The 17306-nt window shown below is 60.2% G+C and carries 15 protein-coding genes; 8 read left to right on the forward strand and 7 right to left on the reverse strand.

Annotation, left to right across the window (positions count from 1 at the left end; all coding sequences use genetic code 11):
• Window positions 1-35: 35 nt before the first annotated feature.
• Window positions 36-458, reverse strand: coding sequence for an RNA polymerase-binding protein DksA (dksA, locus tag FN828_RS11745; protein ID WP_142493720.1), 423 nt, complete (start codon window positions 456-458; stop codon window positions 36-38).
• Window positions 459-639: 181 nt separating this feature from the next.
• On the opposite strand from dksA, the gene FN828_RS11750 reads away from it, so the two are divergent.
• The 4 genes from FN828_RS11750 to FN828_RS11760 all read left to right on the forward strand — a co-directional run bounded on the left by FN828_RS11750 (window position 640) and on the right by FN828_RS11760 (window position 4311).
• Window positions 640-1479 (forward strand): AAA family ATPase, encoded by an 840-nt coding sequence (locus FN828_RS11750; RefSeq protein WP_142493672.1) that lies wholly within the window; start codon window positions 640-642, stop codon window positions 1477-1479.
• A gap of 100 nt (window positions 1480-1579) precedes the next feature.
• Window positions 1580-2959, forward strand: a complete 1380-nt coding sequence (locus FN828_RS11755; RefSeq protein WP_235891467.1) for a DUF2927 domain-containing protein — start codon at window positions 1580-1582, stop codon at window positions 2957-2959.
• Window positions 2956-3123 (forward strand): hypothetical protein, encoded by a 168-nt coding sequence (locus tag FN828_RS20530; protein WP_185959002.1) that lies wholly within the window; start codon window positions 2956-2958, stop codon window positions 3121-3123. The genes FN828_RS11755 and FN828_RS20530 overlap by 4 nt, the downstream gene beginning before the upstream one ends.
• Window positions 3124-3126: 3 nt before the next feature.
• Window positions 3127-4311, forward strand: a complete 1185-nt coding sequence (locus tag FN828_RS11760; protein WP_142493673.1) for a vWA domain-containing protein — start codon at window positions 3127-3129, stop codon at window positions 4309-4311.
• 72 nt (window positions 4312-4383) lie between these two features.
• Here FN828_RS11760 and FN828_RS11765 read toward each other — a convergent pair whose 3' ends face one another.
• On the reverse strand, window positions 4384-5115 hold the full coding sequence (locus FN828_RS11765; RefSeq protein WP_142493674.1) for a maleate cis-trans isomerase family protein: 732 nt from the start codon (window positions 5113-5115) through the stop codon (window positions 4384-4386).
• 118 nt (window positions 5116-5233) lie between these two features.
• Here FN828_RS11765 and FN828_RS11770 point away from each other — a divergent pair, with 118 nt between their 5' ends.
• Both FN828_RS11770 and FN828_RS11775 read left to right on the forward strand, forming a co-directional pair.
• A complete protein-coding gene (locus FN828_RS11770; protein ID WP_142493675.1) occupies window positions 5234-6397 on the forward strand; it encodes a cytochrome P450 in 1164 nt (387 codons plus the stop codon).
• Between the two features lie 38 nt (window positions 6398-6435).
• Window positions 6436-7125, forward strand: a complete 690-nt coding sequence (locus FN828_RS11775) for a M48 family metallopeptidase (RefSeq protein WP_142493676.1) — start codon at window positions 6436-6438, stop codon at window positions 7123-7125.
• Here FN828_RS11775 and FN828_RS11780 read toward each other — a convergent pair.
• Genes FN828_RS11780 through FN828_RS11790 form a run of 3 tightly spaced genes read right to left on the reverse strand, consistent with a single transcriptional unit; the run spans window position 7122 to window position 11589 of the window.
• Window positions 7122-7667, reverse strand: coding sequence for an RSP_2648 family PIN domain-containing protein (locus FN828_RS11780; protein WP_142493677.1), 546 nt, complete (start codon window positions 7665-7667; stop codon window positions 7122-7124). The genes FN828_RS11775 and FN828_RS11780 overlap by 4 nt on opposite strands.
• Window positions 7664-8860 carry an RSP_2647 family RNA methyltransferase gene (locus FN828_RS11785; RefSeq protein ID WP_142493678.1) on the reverse strand — a complete coding sequence of 399 codons (1197 nt, stop codon included), beginning with the start codon at window positions 8858-8860 and terminating at the stop codon, window positions 7664-7666. The genes FN828_RS11780 and FN828_RS11785 overlap by 4 nt, the downstream gene beginning before the upstream one ends.
• Window positions 8861-8901: 41 nt before the next feature.
• On the reverse strand, window positions 8902-11589 hold the full coding sequence (locus tag FN828_RS11790) for a CHAT domain-containing tetratricopeptide repeat protein (protein WP_185959003.1): 2688 nt from the start codon (window positions 11587-11589) through the stop codon (window positions 8902-8904).
• A gap of 126 nt (window positions 11590-11715) precedes the next feature.
• On the opposite strand from FN828_RS11790, the gene edd reads away from it, so the two are divergent.
• Together edd and eda are read left to right on the forward strand one after the other, a co-directional pair.
• Window positions 11716-13524, forward strand: coding sequence for a phosphogluconate dehydratase (gene edd / locus FN828_RS11795; protein ID WP_142493680.1), 1809 nt, complete (start codon window positions 11716-11718; stop codon window positions 13522-13524).
• A 7-nt stretch (window positions 13525-13531) separates the two neighbouring features.
• Window positions 13532-14173, forward strand: a complete 642-nt coding sequence (gene eda / locus FN828_RS11800; RefSeq protein ID WP_142493681.1) for a bifunctional 4-hydroxy-2-oxoglutarate aldolase/2-dehydro-3-deoxy-phosphogluconate aldolase — start codon at window positions 13532-13534, stop codon at window positions 14171-14173.
• A 21-nt stretch (window positions 14174-14194) separates the two neighbouring features.
• Here eda and FN828_RS11805 read toward each other — a convergent pair whose 3' ends face one another.
• Together FN828_RS11805 and FN828_RS11810 are read right to left on the reverse strand one after the other, a co-directional pair.
• Window positions 14195-14464: a hypothetical protein gene (locus tag FN828_RS11805; RefSeq protein ID WP_142493682.1), complete on the reverse strand. Its 270-nt coding sequence runs from the start codon at window positions 14462-14464 to the stop codon at window positions 14195-14197.
• 15 nt (window positions 14465-14479) lie between these two features.
• On the reverse strand, window positions 14480-17263 hold the full coding sequence (locus FN828_RS11810) for a [protein-PII] uridylyltransferase family protein (RefSeq protein ID WP_142493683.1): 2784 nt from the start codon (window positions 17261-17263) through the stop codon (window positions 14480-14482).
• Between the last annotated feature and the right edge of the window lie 43 nt (window positions 17264-17306).

Genomic DNA, 17306 nt, shown 5'->3' on the forward strand with positions numbered 1-17306 from the left:
CGGCGCTTCTATCTGAAAACAGGCATTCGCCGCGATCAGTCGTCGCGATGCACCTTTTCGCGCCGTTCGTGACGTTCCTGCGCCTCCAGGCTCATGGTGGCGATGGGACGCGCGTCCAGCCGTTTCAGGCTGATCGGTTCCCCAGTCACTTCGCAATATCCATATTCGCCTTCTTCGATACGGCGCAGGGCCGCGTCGATCTTGGACACCAGTTTGCGCTGCCGGTCACGGGTCCGCAATTCCAGCGCACGGTCGGTTTCTTCGGACGCACGATCTGCAATATCGGGGATATTGCGCGTGTTGTCCTGAAGCCCTTCGATCGTGTCGCGGCTGTCTTCAAGGATATCGTTTTTCCAGTTGAGTAATTTGCGCCGGAAATATTCCAACTGGCGCTCATTCATGAATGGTTCATCTTCCGCCGGACGGTAATCGTCGGAAATAAAGGTTTCGGCCTTCATCTCTTTCCCCTCTACAAGGTCAACCTCAGCCAAGGACGTATGATTTGACATCTGGGCACCCTCCCGCCGCCGACTTAACGCAAGACTTAGGCATTGTCACTACCCTTAAACGCCACTTATTGCGGCCCGGTGCTGTTCAAGCTACTGTGTGCCGCGAAGAGGGCAAGAGGGTGATGGAACCATGAAATTTCAGGGAACAGATGCGTATGTGGCCACCGACGATCTGAAGGTCGCGGTCAATGCTGCGGTCACGCTGGAACGGCCGCTGTTGGTCAAGGGCGAACCGGGAACCGGCAAAACCGAACTGGCGCTTCAGGTGGCCGGGGCGTTGGGGCTGCGGATGATCGAATGGAACATCAAGTCCACCACCAAGGCCCAGCAAGGCCTGTATGAATACGATGCGGTCAGCCGCCTGCGCGACAGCCAACTGGGCGAAGAACGCGTGCATGATGTGAAAAACTACATCAAAAAGGGCAAGCTTTGGCAGGCGTTTGAGGCGGACGAAAAAGTTGTTCTGCTGATCGACGAAATCGACAAGGCCGATATCGAATTCCCCAATGACCTGTTGCAGGAATTGGACAAGATGGAATTCCACGTTTACGAAACCGGGGAAACCATCAAGGCCGCACAGCGCCCGATCGTGATCATCACCTCGAACAATGAAAAAGAACTGCCAGACGCGTTTTTGCGGCGCTGTTTCTTCCACTACATTCGGTTCCCGGAGCCGGAAGTGATGAAACAAATCGTCGAAGTGCATCACCCCGGAATCAAGGAAAAGCTGCTGACCACCGCGCTGACCCAATTCTATGAAATCCGCGAAACCTCGGGGTTGAAGAAAAAACCGTCCACCAGCGAAGTGCTGGATTGGCTGAAACTGCTGCTGGCCGAAGACATGACCCCCGAAGATCTGAAACGCGACGGGCCGAATGCCTTGCCGAAACTGCATGGTGCGCTGCTGAAAAACGAACAGGACGTGCATCTGTTTGAACGGCTGGCCTTTATGGCGCGGTCGCAACGCTGATTGGCACGGGGGCCGCGGCCCCTGCCCTTTTGGTCGTCAAATTTGCCGGGGCATTCGGAAAACAATTGCCCCGGCCCCTGTGCAGCGGCAGGATGACAGTATGAAAAAAATCCTGTTCAGCTTTGCGGCTATGGCCCTTTTGACCGGCTGTATGGCAACCGGGTCCGGTGGTGTCGCCAGCCGGGCCGCCAGTTCCCCCGCAATCACACTGCCCCCGATGAAAACCTTTTCCGGGCAGGTGCTGGAGCGCGTGCGCACCTCGAACGCGGATATTGCGCGGGATTTCCTGGACCTGAGCTTTCGGTTGGAATCCGGGCGCGAACTGGATGTTTTCACCCGTTTCGAGGAACCGATCACCGTCAAGGTATCGGGAAAGGCACCAGCGTCATTTCAGCATGATCTGGGCAGATTGTTGGGCCGATTGCGCAACGAAGCCGGTATCGACATTCGACAGGTGGCGGATGGGCCTGCGGGGATCACCATCAACGCCGTCACCCGAAGCGAGATTCAGCGCGTGCTGCCTCAGGCCGCCTGTTTCGTGGTGCCAAACATCACCCGGCTGTCAGAATACCCACGTGCCGCGCAATCCCCCAAAACCGATTGGGTTCTGCTGCAAGAGCGCCGCCAAATGGCGATTTTCGTGCCGGTGGATTCGCCGCCACAGGAAACCCGCGATTGCCTGCACGAAGAACTGGCACAGGCGCTGGGACCGCTGAACGATCTGTACCGTTTGCCGGATTCGGTGTTCAACGACGATAATATTCACACAGTTTTGACCAGCTATGACATGCTGATCCTGCGCACCTATTACGCGCCGGAATTGCGCAACGGGATGCGCCGGGATCAGGTGGCCGCCCGCCTGCCCCGCATTCTGGCCCGCCTGAACCCCGCCGGGCAGCGGTCCCCCCTGCATCCGTTGCCTGATACGCCGCGACCGTGGATCGAGGCCACCCAAACCGCGCTTGGCCCCGGAACCGCCCCCGCACAACGCCTGTCTGCGGCCCGCAAGGCGCTGGCCATTGCTGAATCCGCAGGCTGGACCGATCATCGCCGGGCGTTTTCGCATTATGCGCTGGGGCGGTTGACCCAAAGCATGAATGCCGAACTGGCGCTGGCGCATTTCCGGGCGGCGCAGAACTTCTATACCCGCAGCCCCAACACCCAGTTACACGCCGCCCATGTGGCCGCGCAGCTGGCCGCCTATGCCATATCCGAAGGCAACGGCGAAGAAGCGCTGTTGCAAACCTCGCCTTATCTGGCGGTTGCCGCGCGGCATGAAAATGGCGCTTTGCTGTCAACGCTTCTAATGCTGCGAGCCGAGGCGCTGGACCTGTTGAACCGCCCGACCGAGGCACAGGCGGTCAGACTGGACAGTCTGGGCTGGGCAAGATACGGAATTGGCTCGGACCAGGCCGTTCACGCCCGTCTGCGTGAAATCGCGGCCCTGTCCCCGCTAAAAAGGAGCAACGGGCAGCTATGATCGTCATCGCAGGAGCCATTCTGGGACTTATTTTAGGCGCCACCCGCGCAAAGCTGCGCGGCGGCAACGGCAAGGACATGACACAATACGCCATCGCCTATTGCGTGTTATTCATGGTCATTGCCCTATTCATCACCATCTTCATCCATAGAGCTGCGGTCTGATCCATGTTCCTCCCCTTCTTCGAAAATCTCCGTTCTGTTGGCGTCCCGGTATCCCTGCGTGAATACCTTAGCTTTCTGGAGGCTGTGAAGGCGGGGTTGGTCACCTATGACGTCGAAGGGTTTTACTATCTGGCCCGCACCGCGATGGTGAAAGACGAACGCAATATTGACAAGTTCGACCGCGCCTTTGCCCAAACCTTCAAGGGGCTGGATCAGATTCAGTTGGGCGATGTGCTGGAAGCCATCGAACTTCCTGCCGACTGGCTGGAAAAAATGGCTGAAAAATACCTGACCGAAGAAGAAAAAGCCGAAATCGAAGCGATGGGCGGCTTCGAGAAGCTGATGGAAACGCTGAAACAGCGTCTGGAAGAACAAGAAGGCCGCCATCAGGGCGGCAACAAATGGATTGGCACGGCGGGCACCTCGCCCTTTGGCGCGCATGGTTACAACCCCGAAGGGGTGCGGATCGGTCAGGAAAAGGGCCGTCATGGCCGCGCCGTCAAAGTCTGGGACAAGCGCGAATTCAAAAATCTGGATGACACGGTCGAACTGGGAACCCGCAACATCAAAGTGGCGCTGAAACGCCTGCGCCGCTGGGCGCGCAACGGGGCGCATGATGAACTGGATCTGGACGGCACCATTCGCGCCACCGCCGAACATGGCTATCTGGATGTGCAGACCCGCCCGGAACGGCGCAACGCGGTCAAGGTGATCCTGTTTCTGGACGTCGGCGGATCAATGGACCCGCATATCAAGGTGATGGAAGAACTGTTCTCCGCCGCCAAATCCGAATTCAAACATCTGGAACATTTCTATTTCCATAACTGCCTTTACGAAGGCGTGTGGAAAGACAATCGCCGCCGCTGGGATCAGCAAACCCCCACTTGGGACGTGCTGCGCACCTATGGTTCGGACTACAAGTGTATTTTCATCGGGGACGCGTCTATGTCACCCTATGAAATCCACTATCCGGGCGGCGCGAACGAACATTGGAACCCCGAGGCCGGTCAGGTCTGGCTGGAACGCGCCCGCGAACAATGGCCCTCGAACCTGTGGATCAACCCGGTGCCGGAACGCTATTGGGCCTATACCCAGTCGATCAAAATGATTCAGGATATTTTTGAAAACCAGATGGTGACGATGACACTGGAAGGGTTGGAAAAGGGCATGAAGGAGCTCAGCCGCTAAGGCCCGTTTTCATCTTGCTCAAAATACTCCGGGGGAACGGCGCGTCAGCGCCGTGGGGGCAGCGCCCCCGCCTCAGACCTGGAACAGTTTCCCCGGTCCCCAGCCACGCGCATCCACCCCGGCCAGTTTCAGCATATGCCACAGCAGTGCCTGATTGGAACTGATCATCGACAGGCCGGTTTTGGCCTCGATCCGATCAATCAGGCCAAAGGTTCGTAAATTGGTGCAACTGGTAAATATCGCATCAACATCCACATTAGAAATGGCGTCTAGAACCATGTTTTCCGTTTCTTTTTCCGGGATGCGTGCGACAGTCCAGTCTTCCTTGATGCCAAAGCTGGCTTCGGTGATGGTGACAATGCCGTGCTGTTCCAAAAACGCCCGCATCGGTCGCGTTACCGTTTCCACATAGGGCGACACATAGGCGATCCGCGTCACCCCCAACGCCTGACAGGCCGCCACAACCGCCGAAATCGGATTGGTGACGGGGGTGTTCGGGTGGTGGCTTTGGATCAGCGCGGCCACCCGATCCGGCCCGATCACCGTCGCGCCGGACGTGCAGGCATAGCCAATCACATCCTGCCCCGCAGGCAGCAACGCCGCCGTGGCGGGCATTCCGTCCTCCATCAGGCGCAGCGTTTCGGGGGTCACATCCGCATGGGCTGGCACGCGGCTGTGCAACAGGCTAACCGGACGATCCCGCAGGATCAGCCGCGCCTCGTTTTCCACGGTTTCATCCGTGGACAGCACGATCACCGCCATGCGCGCGGTCTGCCCAAATCCATTGTCCAGCGTGATCTGCATCCCTGTCATCCCTGCCGTGGCTACGTGTTTTTGAAATCCTGACACGGTTTTTCTGGCAGGTCCAAGCAGAATGCGGCAGCATCCCCTGTAAATGATCAAAGCCCAAGGAAGAACGCCCATGTCTGACGCGCCCGTTACCCATATTGATCCGGTCGCCTTTCGCGCTGATCCTTATCCCACGCTGGCACAGATGCGGGCGCACACCCCTGTGACATATGTGCCGGAACTGGGGGCGACGCTGTTCACCCGACGGGACGATATTTTCGCACAGGAAAAGCGGACAGATGTGTTTTCTTCGCATCAGCCGGATGGGTTGATGACGATCCTGATGGGCGAAAACATGATGCGCAAGGATGGCGACGCACATCAGCGCGAACGCAAAATCCTGTTCCCGGCCCTTAGCCCGCGGACCGTGCGGGATGTGTGGCTGCCTGCTTTTACCGCAGCGGCTACGCGCATTCTGGATGATCTGGCCCCACACGGGGACTGTGACATGGTGCGCGACTATGCCATGCCCGTTTCGGCCGAGGCGCTGAAGCTGATCACCGGGCTGACCAATATGGAGGCGGCGGAAATGGATCGTGTCAGTCAGGGCATGATTGACGGCTGTGCCAATTACACCGGCGATCCCGCGATCACGGCGCAGTGCCACGACTGTACCGCATCCATTGATCGGCATATTGATGCGATGATCCCCGCCTTACAGGCCGCGCCCAATATGTCCGGCCTGTCCGTGCAGATGCAGGGCGGGCTGGATCTGAAGGCCACTCGTGCCAATGTGAAGCTGATCATATCCGGAGGGCAGAATGAACCGCGTGACGCGATTGCCGGGACGATCTGGGCCTTGCTGACCCACCCGGACCAATTGCAGGCGGTGCAGGATGGGCGGGCGACATGGGCGCAAGCGTTCGAGGAATACGCCCGCTGGATTTCCCCCATTGGCATGTCCCCGCGCCGGGTGGCGCAGGCGGATCATGTGCTGGGGGTGAATTTGGCCCCCGAAGACCGCGTATTTTTCATGTTTTCATCCGCCGGGCGGGACGAAGCCCATTTTGATACGCCAGATCAGTTCGACATCTTCCGCGATACCGGCCCAGCGATCAGCTTTGGCGCGGGGCCGCATTTCTGTGCCGGGGCGGCGGCCAGCCGGGCGCTGATTACGCAGGTGGCGCTGCCGCTGGCATTTGAACGGCTGAACGGGCTGCGATTGGCGGGCGAAACGCCCTTTGTGGGCTGGGCCTTTCGCGGTCCCACCAAAATGCCGGTGGAATGGGACAGCTAAGGGTTTGCTTTGGGGCCATATGCCCCCATATCTGACCCATGCTCAGATTCTCTCCGATCTTATTGGCTGTCATCTATGCGCTGGCGATGTACTGGTTTTCTGCGTTCCGCACGCGCAAGGAACTGGATGCGCGGTCAACCGAACTGGCGGACCCGGCCCTAGCCCCGGTTCTGGACCGGCTGGCCCGCGCGCTGGATGTCCCCCGCGTGCGGGTGTTCATATACGAGGTCGATCCGGTCAACGGGCTGGCCGCGCCGGATGGGCGGGTTTTCCTGACGCGCGGGTTTTATCGCAAATTTCAGGCGGGCGAGGTGTCAGCCGATGAAATCGCCAGCGTCATCGCGCATGAATTGGGTCATGTGGCGCTGGGGCATACCCGGCGGCGGATGATCGACTTTTCCGGACAGAACGCATTGCGGGCGGCGCTGGGAATGTTCCTGTCACGGTTGTTGCCGGGGATCGGGGTTTATATCGCCAATGGGCTGACAACATTGCTGGCGGCCCGCATGTCGCGCGGTGACGAATACGAAGCGGATGAATATGCCAGCGCCCTGATGGTCAAGGCGGGGCTGGGCACCGCGCCGCAGAAATCGCTGTTTCACAAGCTGGAAGATTTAACCGGCGGGCGCGGCGGTACTATTCCCGCGTGGTTGCTCAGCCATCCCAAAACCGCCGAACGGATCGCCATGATCGAACGACACGAGGCGAAATGGGGCATTTCCGGCTAAGCCGCTGACAGTGCCTTGCCCAATCGGGGCAACCGCGCCTTTTTCAGCAGCCGCCGCACATCCCATGTTTCGCCCGATAGGCGGTCCGCCTGTTGCCGCACCTGTTCCACCGCCGCCGCAACGGCATCCGGGGCGTTCAGCCAAAACCCATACAGAAATTCATCGGGGGCCTGACGGGCCAGCCCTTCTTCGCTCAGGGTATGGCGGGGGAAATCCTGTGCGTTCATCGTGACGATCACATCCGCCGATCCGGCAATCGCCGCTGCCAGAACGTGCCGATCATTTTCATCGGGCAGATATAGCCGCGCCTCCAGCGATGGGGGATAGCTGACATTGGCACGGGGCCATTGCGCCCGCAGCAGGGCAATTTCTGCCCGCGCCTGCGGTTCCCCATCGGGGCCAAGTTTGCGGGCAGCCCGCGCCCATTCTTCCAGAATGCGGTCAGACCAAAGCGGCTGAAACGCCCCGGTTCCGGCCACGGCCAGCAGAATTTCCCGCATCACCGTGGGATAGATCACGCAGGTATCCAGCAACGCCTTCATAGGCGGAAAAACAGCGCTTTCAGATAGCCGCTTTCGGCCAGTTGCGGCATCAGCGGATGGTCCGGCCCGGCATATCCCGTGTGGATCAATTGGGCAGATCGCCCTGCCCGCCCGATCCCACGCACACAGGCGCCCCGGAATTTGGCCAGGTCGGCGGCGTGCGAACACGAACACAGCCCCAGATAGCCCCCCTCGGCCACCAGCGGCGCAGCCAGACGGGCGATGCGTTCATAGGCCCGCAATCCGGCCTCTAACGCTTGTTTGTTGGGGGCGAATGCTGGGGGATCGCAAATCACCACCTCGAATTTCGCGCCTTCTTCGGCCAGTTTGGTCAGCACGTCAAAGGCATCGCCCTTGCGGGTGGCAAAGCTGTCGGCCTTGCCCATCGCATCGGCCCCCTGCGAGGCCAGTTCCAGCGCGGGGTCTGATCCGTCGACCGCCAGCGCGGTTTCGGCACCGCCAGCCAAAGCCGCCAAGGAAAACCCGCCAACATGGGAAAACACATCCAACACCCGCGCGCCTTGTGACAAGCGGGCGGCAAAGGCGTGATTGGGGCGTTGATCAAAGAACAGGCCGGTTTTCTGCCCCCCGATCAGATCAGCCATATAGATCGCGCCATTCATCGGCACCGGAATCGGCGCTGTGGGGGCATCGCCCAGCATCACGGCGCTGTCATCATCCAAGCCTTCCAACACACGCGCACGGCCCGAGGCGTTTTTCAAAACCGTCGTTACGCCCGTCACCTGCACCAGCGCCGCCACCAGATCATCCATCCGCGCATCGGCCCATGCGGCGTTGGGCTGAACAACGGCCACATCCCCGAAACGGTCGATCACCACACCCGGAAGGCCATCGGCCTCGGCGTGGATCAGGCGATAGAACGGTTGGTCATACAGCCGTTCGCGCATTTCCAGCGCCTTGGACAGGCGGGCGGCGAACCATGCCTGATCCACCTGCGCGGTCACATCGCGGTCCAGCATCCGGCACAGGATACGCGACCCCGGCGTCACCGCCACCAGCCCCATATCGGTGCGGTTTTCGTCCTGAAGCACCGCAATTGTCCCCGGCGTCAATGCCTTGGTGCGGCGGTCTGTGACCATTTCGTTATCGTAAACCCAAGGGAACCCGTGCCGGATGGCGCGGGCGTTGGATTTCGGTTTCATGCGGACGATGGGAAGGCTGTGTTCTGTCATGTCGCCCTCTTATCCCTGTTATTGCGCCTTGGGAAGCGGGATCAATCGGGATTACCCACCAGAATGAACGGCGCCCAATAGGCCGGATGGGACCATTCGGCGCGTTGTGGCGCGTCGATCATCGCCAATATCGCCTGTTGCTGTGCCTTTGCCGCGCTGAGCGTGGGATCGGCGGCGCGGCGGGCAAAAAGGTCGGTCATCAGTGCCACGGCAGACCGGCTTTCGACCGGCCAGTGCGACACCATCAACGCCCGCGCCCCGGCATAGGTAAAGGCCTGCGCCAACCCCGACAGTGCCTCGGCCCCCGGTTCATCACCGACAGCGGTGTTACAGGCCGACAGCACCACCCAATCGGCGTTCAGCCGCAACGATGCAATTTCAGACGCGGTCAACAACCCGTCCTCGCCCTGCCCGGCGGTCAGCGCCAGCGCGGGTTCGGCCAATTGTTGATCGGCCGTCACCATATCCCCCGCGACCAACCCATGCGTGGCGAAATACAGCACGCGATAATCGCGCAAATCTTCGTGTTTCAGGTCTGCTTCGCTAGCGGTGGATTGCTGACGCACCGATTGCGCCACCGGGGCGCCAACCGCCTGTGCAACCGCGCGAACTTCGACCGCGGTTTCGGGCAAAGGCGCCAGCGCCCCCCGCATCGCCGCGCGGGTGACATCCAGACTGGCCACCTGCTGATCCGGCGGCGTCGTTCCATCGCCAAAGATCGGATCGGCAAACCCCAAAAACGGTTTGCCTGCGCGGGCAGTCTGGCGGGCCAGCGTTGTGACCTTCAGGGATTGGATCGACGGTATGACAGTCACCGCATGATGACGCACCAACCAATCGGCCTGTGCCTGTGCGGCCACGTCATTGCGTACCAACAACTGCGGCGGCACAGCGGATAACGGCCCGCGCAATTCGGTATAGATGTGATCTTTGCCCGCCAACATATCCGCGATGGGGGCAAAGGTCTGCGTATAAACCCAATGCGCGGCATAGAGGTCATAGGCATTGCGATCCGGCCCCGTGGGCTTTTTCAGCGCGATCCCGGCCCGCACCCCCATACGCAAATCAATCGAGGCCCGCAAATCCCGTATGGCGGCCTTCAGGTTGTCGATACTGACATGCAGTTCACGCCATTCCGCCCGGTCCTGCGTGGCGACAAAGACATAATGCCGGTCCCAATCTTCGGGACCGATGTCAAAGATCACCAGCGCCTCTTGCGGGGATAGCATGGCCTGCGCGTCCGCCAAGGATAGCGGCTTGGTCTGATACATCGCTTCAAACGGAATATCCTGCTGGCTTAGCGTATCGCCCAGAGTATTGATCTGCGCAGAAAGCTGTTCCATCTCGGCGCGGATGTCGCGTTCGGTATCGGGGCGGCGTTCGGCACTGGGCAAGGCCGCCAAATAGGACATATCCCGCTGCAACTGGTCCTGACGCCGCTGCATATCGGTGAAACGGCGCATGTTTTCGGTCTTGGCCGTGTCCCCCAGTTCAACCCGTTGCGCCAGCATTTCATAGGCCGCGCGGGCGGCGCTGTTGTGGTTGACCTGCACCAGACGAAAGGCTTGGCTCAAGGCCTCATCCTCGGGGATTTCCCCGGATTCGCGGGCATTCAGCAGCGTATCCATCAGCAATTGGCGGCTACCCTGCCCGGCCTGTTCCGCCCTAAGCGCCATTTGCCACGCGATACCGTAATGGCCCGCGTCATTTTCCATCGCCCCAAGGTTCATATAGGCCTTGCCGATAAAGCTATGATCTGGCGGCAACAGTTTTTCGCGCAACAGGACAGAGGCCCGCATATCCGCCAACGCATCCTCGAAGGCCGGTGTGCCAAGCGTGCCATGCGATTTCATCAAGGCCCGGTTGCCCAGATATTCGGCAAAGGGCAACGAGTTTTCCCCGTAGGATGCCATCAACCCATCGTGCCACTGGTCCATGATCTGCCCCATCCGGTCAAAATCCCTGACCTTATACAAAACCAGCGCATATTCCCCCAAAGCATGAACGATTTCGGGGTGATTGGGCGGGAAACAGGCGGCATCCCGTTTCAGCGTTTCCTCATAGGCCTGCGCGGCCTCTTGCGGGCGGTTCATATCACGCAACAACCGCGCCCGTTCCTGCGAGACGGAACAGGCATAGTGCCGGGTTTTCGGGGTATTCGCGGCATCCAGACGCGGCAAAACACCGTCGAAAATCCTGAGCGCCTCGTCCCAATATCCCAGTTCTTTGAATATTCCGGCGGTATTATATTGCCACAGCATCGTCTGTTCATTCGCGCCCCCCCATACGGATTCAGCGAATTTGGTGGCCTCCAATGCCAGTGGCAGAGCATCGTTCGCATTTCCCGTTTTCGACAGATGCACAGCCAGTTGCATCGCTGCATCCATGCGATACGGGTTAAATTTCAGATAGTTCTTTTCCCAGATGTCATAGGCATCCTGCATTTCCCGCAGCGCATCATTGTAGCGCCCCTGAAGCCGGATCACATTCGCCAGCGCCTGCCGCATCCGCAACACCTTGATATGTGCGGGACCGGCTGCTTCGGTTGCCTTAGCTATCAGGGGGCGCAAAACAGCTTCGGCGTTTTGATAATCGCCCGTTTCAAAATAGCGATCCATCACCGCTTCTTGTTCGCGGATATAGGACTCCATCGGTTCGCCCAACACTTGCGCAGCGACCGGCGACATGAATACAATCACAGAAAGAATAACGAAAAATATTTGTTTCATGCCCATAAAATTACCCTGCCTGCATGGGGTCGGTCCACACAATTCAGATGACAAATACGGTCATAGCGGGCTGCTTGTCGCGTTACCGCTAACGGTATATAGTTCACCTGTGAAAGAGAGGTCCGCATGAGTCTGAACGCTACGATTGCCAGCGTCACAGCCCGCATCGTCGAACGCAGCGCCCCGTCCCGCCAGACCTATCTGGACAGAATGCGCCGCGCCGCAGACGAAGGACCGCGCCGGGCGCATCTGACCTGTGGCAATCAGGCCCATGCCTATGCGGCGATGGGGGCAGATCAGGGGGCATTGGCGCAGGGGCGCGCGCCCAATCTGGGCATTGTCACCTCTTATAACGATATGCTGTCGGCGCATCAGCCCTTTGAACGGTTTCCCGATCTGATCCGTGCCACCGCCCGCGCCAATGGTGCCACCGCCCAGGTGGCTGGCGGCGTTCCGGCCATGTGCGATGGCGTGACACAGGGCCAGACAGGGATGGAGCTATCGCTGTTTTCGCGCGATGTGATCGCGATGGCGACAGCGGTCGCGCTGTCGCACAACACCTTTGACGCGGCCTTGTATCTGGGGGTTTGCGATAAAATCGTGCCGGGGCTGGTGATGGCGGCAGCCACCTTTGGCTATCTGCCGGGCATTTTCCTGCCAGCGGGGCCGATGACCAGCGGCCTGCCCAACGATGAAAAATCCCGCATTCGGACCCAGTTCGCCAAGGGGGAAATTGACCGCACGGCCTTGATGCAGGCGGAAATGGCCAGCTACCACGGGCCGGGCACCTGCACCTTTTACGGAACGGCCAATTCCAATCAAATGCTGATGGAATTTATGGGACTGCACCTGCCCGGCGCGTCCTTTGTGACGCCCAACACCCCGTTGCGCGATGCGCTGACACGCGCGGGCACCGAACGCGCATTGGCGATTACGGCCTTGGGCCATGACTACACCCCGGTTTGCGATGTGCTGGACGAACGCGCCTTTGTGAACGGGATCGTCGGGCTGATGGCAACGGGCGGGTCCACCAACCTGTTGATCCACCTGCCCGCAATGGCAAAAGCAGCAGGCATCCACCTGACAATGCAGGATTTTTCCGATATTTCTGCCGTAACCCCCCTGATGGCCAAGGTCTATCCAAACGGATTGGCCGATGTGAACCATTTCCACGCGGCTGGCGGACTGGGCTATGTGATCGGTGAATTGCTGGCGGCGGGATTACTGCACCCGGATACCCAAACGGTGGCCGGACCGGGGCTGGAACGCTACGCGCATGAACCACGCCTGACCGATGGCACCCTAAGCTGGAACCCTGCACCGCGTCACAGCGAAAATGACAAAATCCTGCGCCCGCCATCGGACCCGTTTCAGCGCAGTGGCGGTTTGTCGGTGTTGCAGGGCAATCTGGGTCTGGGCGTGATGAAAGTATCCGCCGTTGCCCCAGACCGTCATGTGATCGAAGCCCCCGCCCGCGTGTTCCACAGCCAAGAAGCGGTCAAGGACGCTTTCAAAGCAGGCGCATTCACCACCGACACGGTGGTCGTGGTGCGGTTTCAGGGGCCAAAAGCCAACGGGATGCCCGAATTGCACGGGCTGACGCCCACCTTGTCCGTGTTGCAGGATCGTGGGTTACGGGTGGCACTGGTCACAGATGGGCGCATGTCGGGTGCCTCTGGCAAGGTGCCATCGGCCATCCATGTCGCCCCCGAAGCCGCAGTCGGCGGACCATTGGCGCGCGTTCGGGATGGTGACGTGCTGCGGGTGAATGCGATAACCGGGGAATTAACCAATCTGGCCCCGGATTTCGAGACTCGCGATCCGGTGCAGCCCGATCTGTCGGATAATGGCGCGGGTCTGGGGCGTGAATTATTTGAAATTTTCCGGCAGAATGTTGGCCCCGCCACCGAAGGCGCCAGCCCCCTGCTGACATGAGGTGTCCATGATAACCCCAAAAGAAGCCAGCGATTTTACCCGATCCCTATGCCTGCGCGCCCCTGTGGTGCCGGTTTTGGTGGTGCATGACATCGCCACCGCCCGCCCCCTGGCCACCGCACTGATTGCGGGCGGGTTGCCGGTGTTGGAGGTGACATTGCGCACCCCGGCGGCCCTGTCGGTCATCCGTGAAATGGCCGATATACCGGGCGGCATTGTCGGCGCGGGAACGGTTCTGAGCGCCGAAGACGCAAAACAAGCCCGCGCCGCCGGGGCGCAATTCGCCGTATCGCCCGGTGCAACCGATCGTTTGCTAGAGGCTTGCGAGGCGGCGGATCTGCCCCTGATGCCCGGTGCCGCCACCGCATCCGAGGCGATGGCCCTGCTGGAGCGCGGCTATACCGTGCAAAAATTCTTTCCGGCCGAGGCATCCGGCGGTGCCGCCGCGCTAAAAGCCATCGGCGCACCATTGCCGCAAATCCTGTTTAACCCAACAGGCGGGATCGGTCCCAATAATGCGCTGGATTACCTACGACTTTCCAATGTGCGCAGCGTGGGCGGGTCATGGGTTGCCCCCGCCGATCTGATTGAAAAAGGTGACTGGGACGGTATTCGCGCCCTTGCCGCCGAAGCTGCGGTTTTACATTAAGATCATGCCGCAAAATATTGATTAGTTTCGTGTTCTGCTGCGCCATCCGCCACGGCGGCGTGGCACAGTGATCTGCTGCAAGCCTTGCGCCATCACCTCGGTCATCGGATGATCGGGGTAACTGGCCGCATATTTGGCATGTAAATCCGCCAACGCTTGTTGGCTGTCCGTTCCCACAGGCAAACTTAGCGCCCAGTCCAGAAAGATTGATCGGCACTCGGACTCGCTGATCCCTTCGATCAGAAAGGATTCACGAATCAATCCCTTTGGGTCCAATGGGTTAGAGATCATATCTTATCTACTCCATCAACTTAAATAAGGGCGCGCCAGCACCGTTGAAATCACGTCCCCGGCCTTGGCCGTTGTGGTTTCCAGTTCCGCTTGCAGCGCCGTCACGCTGTCAAATCCGGTTTCGCGCAGCAACATGCCCCGCCCACCTTCGCCGATTTCGTCGGGGTCCAGCGGCTTATCCGTCAGCAGCTTGGAAACCATCTGCACCTTCCAACATAAATCATAGGCATCGGTCAGCGCAGTACCTTCTGCGGCATTCAGCAGCCCCGCAGCGACAGCCGCAGAAATCGCCCCATGCACGGATTGCCCAGTGTGATGGGTCAGCAACGCCCCGGCCTGCGCGGTCAGTTCGATGTCCTGCAACCGGCCCGGCCCGATCTTTGCATCCCAGACCCCGGCGGGGGCTTTGGCGGCGGCGATACGGTCGCGCATTTCCGCCACATCGCCCAACACCCTGACCGCGTCCTGCGGCAGCGCCAACACCTGTGCGCGGACCTGTTCCACAGCCACGGCCACATCAGTTTCCCCTGCCACCGGGCGGGCGCGGGTCAGCGCCAGATGTTCCCATGTCCATGCCTCGGATGTCTGGTAATCATGGAAGCTGGTCAGGCTGACCGCCACCGGACCCTGCGTTCCCGAGGGGCGCAGGCGCATGTCGATTTCGTACAAACGCCCCTCGGCCATCAGGGCGGTCACGGCGGTGACCATTGCCTGCGTCAAGCGCGCATAATAGGCGCGGGTGGCCAGCGGGCGGCGTCCGTCTGACATTTCCACCCCATCGGCATCATAGATCACGATCAGATCCAGATCCGACGCGGCATTGATCCGCCCCGCGCCCAAGCTGCCCATTCCCAGCGCCATCGCCCCGCGCCCCGGTTGATCCCCATGTTTCAGCGCAAAATTCGCCACGACCACCGGCCACAACGCGGACAAGGACGCCTGCGCCAGATCGGCATATTCGCGGGCGGCCCGGTCAGCATCAATCAAACCGCGCAGATGATGCACGCCAATGCGGAAATGCCATTCCTTGGCCCAGCGACGGGCGGTGTCCAGTTTGCGTTCGTAATCCGGTTCCGCATCCAGCCGCGCGGTCAATTCCGCCACCAAGGCCACCTGCCCCGGCCAATCAGCAAAGAACCCGCCACCGATCACCGCATCAAACACCCCCGCATTGCGCGACAGGTGCGCCGCCAGCGCGGGTGACGTTCCCGCGATGTCGATCAACAGATCAATCAGTTGCGGGTTCGCCTCAAGCAGGGAAAAAAGCTGCACCCCGGCGGGCAAACCAGACAGGAACCCATCCAGCACCAGCAAGGCCTCGGCCGGTTTGGCCGCCCGTTGCAGGCGCGACAGCAATTCAGGGCGCAGGCGTTTGAAAATCGTCATCGCCCGCTCAGACCGCAACGCCGGATAAGCCGCCCAGCGTTGGATGATTGTTTCATCCAGTTCGGGCAAATCCGGGGCCGATTTGGGCGCGGCATCTGGGGCAAAGAACCCTTCGGTCAGATCATGTACCTGTTCCAGCCGGTCGCGCAATTCCGCCCGCAGCGCCGCCACATCGGTATCCATGAAACAGGCCAGTCGATTGAACCCCTCGTCAGATTTGGGCAAGGCATGGGTCTGCGCGTCATTGACCATTTGCAGGCGGTGTTCGACCTCGCGGTGATAACGATAATGCCGCGTCAGCACATCGGCCACGTCCTGCGGAATCCAATTCTTGGCCGCCAAAGCAGCCAACCCTTCGACAGTGCCGCGCAGACGCAAATCGGGATCGCGCCCGCCTGCAATCAACTGACGGGTCTGGGTGAAAAATTCGATCTCGCGGATACCGCCGCGGCCCAGTTTCATATTGTGGTCTTCCAACACCAGCCGCCCGCCGGTGCCTTTGTGTTCGCGGATGCGCAGGCGCATGTCATGGGCGTCCTGAATGGCCGCGAAATCCAGATGCTTGCGCCAGATAAAGGGGCGCAGGGTTTTCAGGAACCCATCGCCCGCCGCCAGATACCCCGCCGATGGCCGCGCCTTGATATAGGCCGCGCGTTCCCATGTTCGGCCCAGACTTTCGTAATAGGTTTCCGCCGCCGCCATCGCCATGCACACGGGCGTGACTGCCGGATCGGGGCGCAGGCGCAAATCGGTACGGAAAACATAGCCTTCGGCGGTCAGGTCATTCAGCATAGACGCCATTTTCCGCGTCGCCCGCACGAAGGCCGCCCGCGCATCATGGTAATCGTCCCGATCGAACCGGGTTTCGTCGAATAGGCAAATCAGATCAATGTCCGAGGAATAATTCAGCTCGAACGCGCCCATTTTGCCCATCGCAAGACTGACCATGCCGCCCGCTGTGGCGATGTCATCCTCGGTCGCGCCGGGCAGCTTTTTGCGCCGTATTTCCGCGCCAACCGTCACCTGCAAAGCCAGATCGCTGGCCAGATCGGCAAAGCGGGTCAAGGTTCCCGTCACCTGTTCCAGCGGCCAGACCCCGGCCACATCACACAGCCCGGTCAACAGCGCAATCCGGCGCTTGGCCTGCCGCAACGCGTTTGGCATCTGATCCGGTGCGGTTCCCCGCAGGCGGTCGAATTCATCACTGACCGCCTGTTCGGGATTGTCCAGCGCAACGGGCAGCCAATCGCGCTCTTTTTCCATCAGCGATTTCAGATAGGGGCTACAGCCTGCGGTGCCATCAATCACGCTGGCCAGTTCCGGCGCAAAATCAGGAAACAGGGCGCGGGTTTCTGCCCCACGATCGGGGTCGAAAGGGCGCGGCGAACGGGTGATGCGAGATGCGAAATTCATGGCCGCACATTGCTGTGGCGGCGGGGGCTGGTCAATGGGGCAA

This window comes from Thalassovita litoralis (assembly GCF_900182725.1).
Taxonomy (GTDB): domain Bacteria; phylum Pseudomonadota; class Alphaproteobacteria; order Rhodobacterales; family Rhodobacteraceae; genus Thalassobius; species Thalassobius litoralis.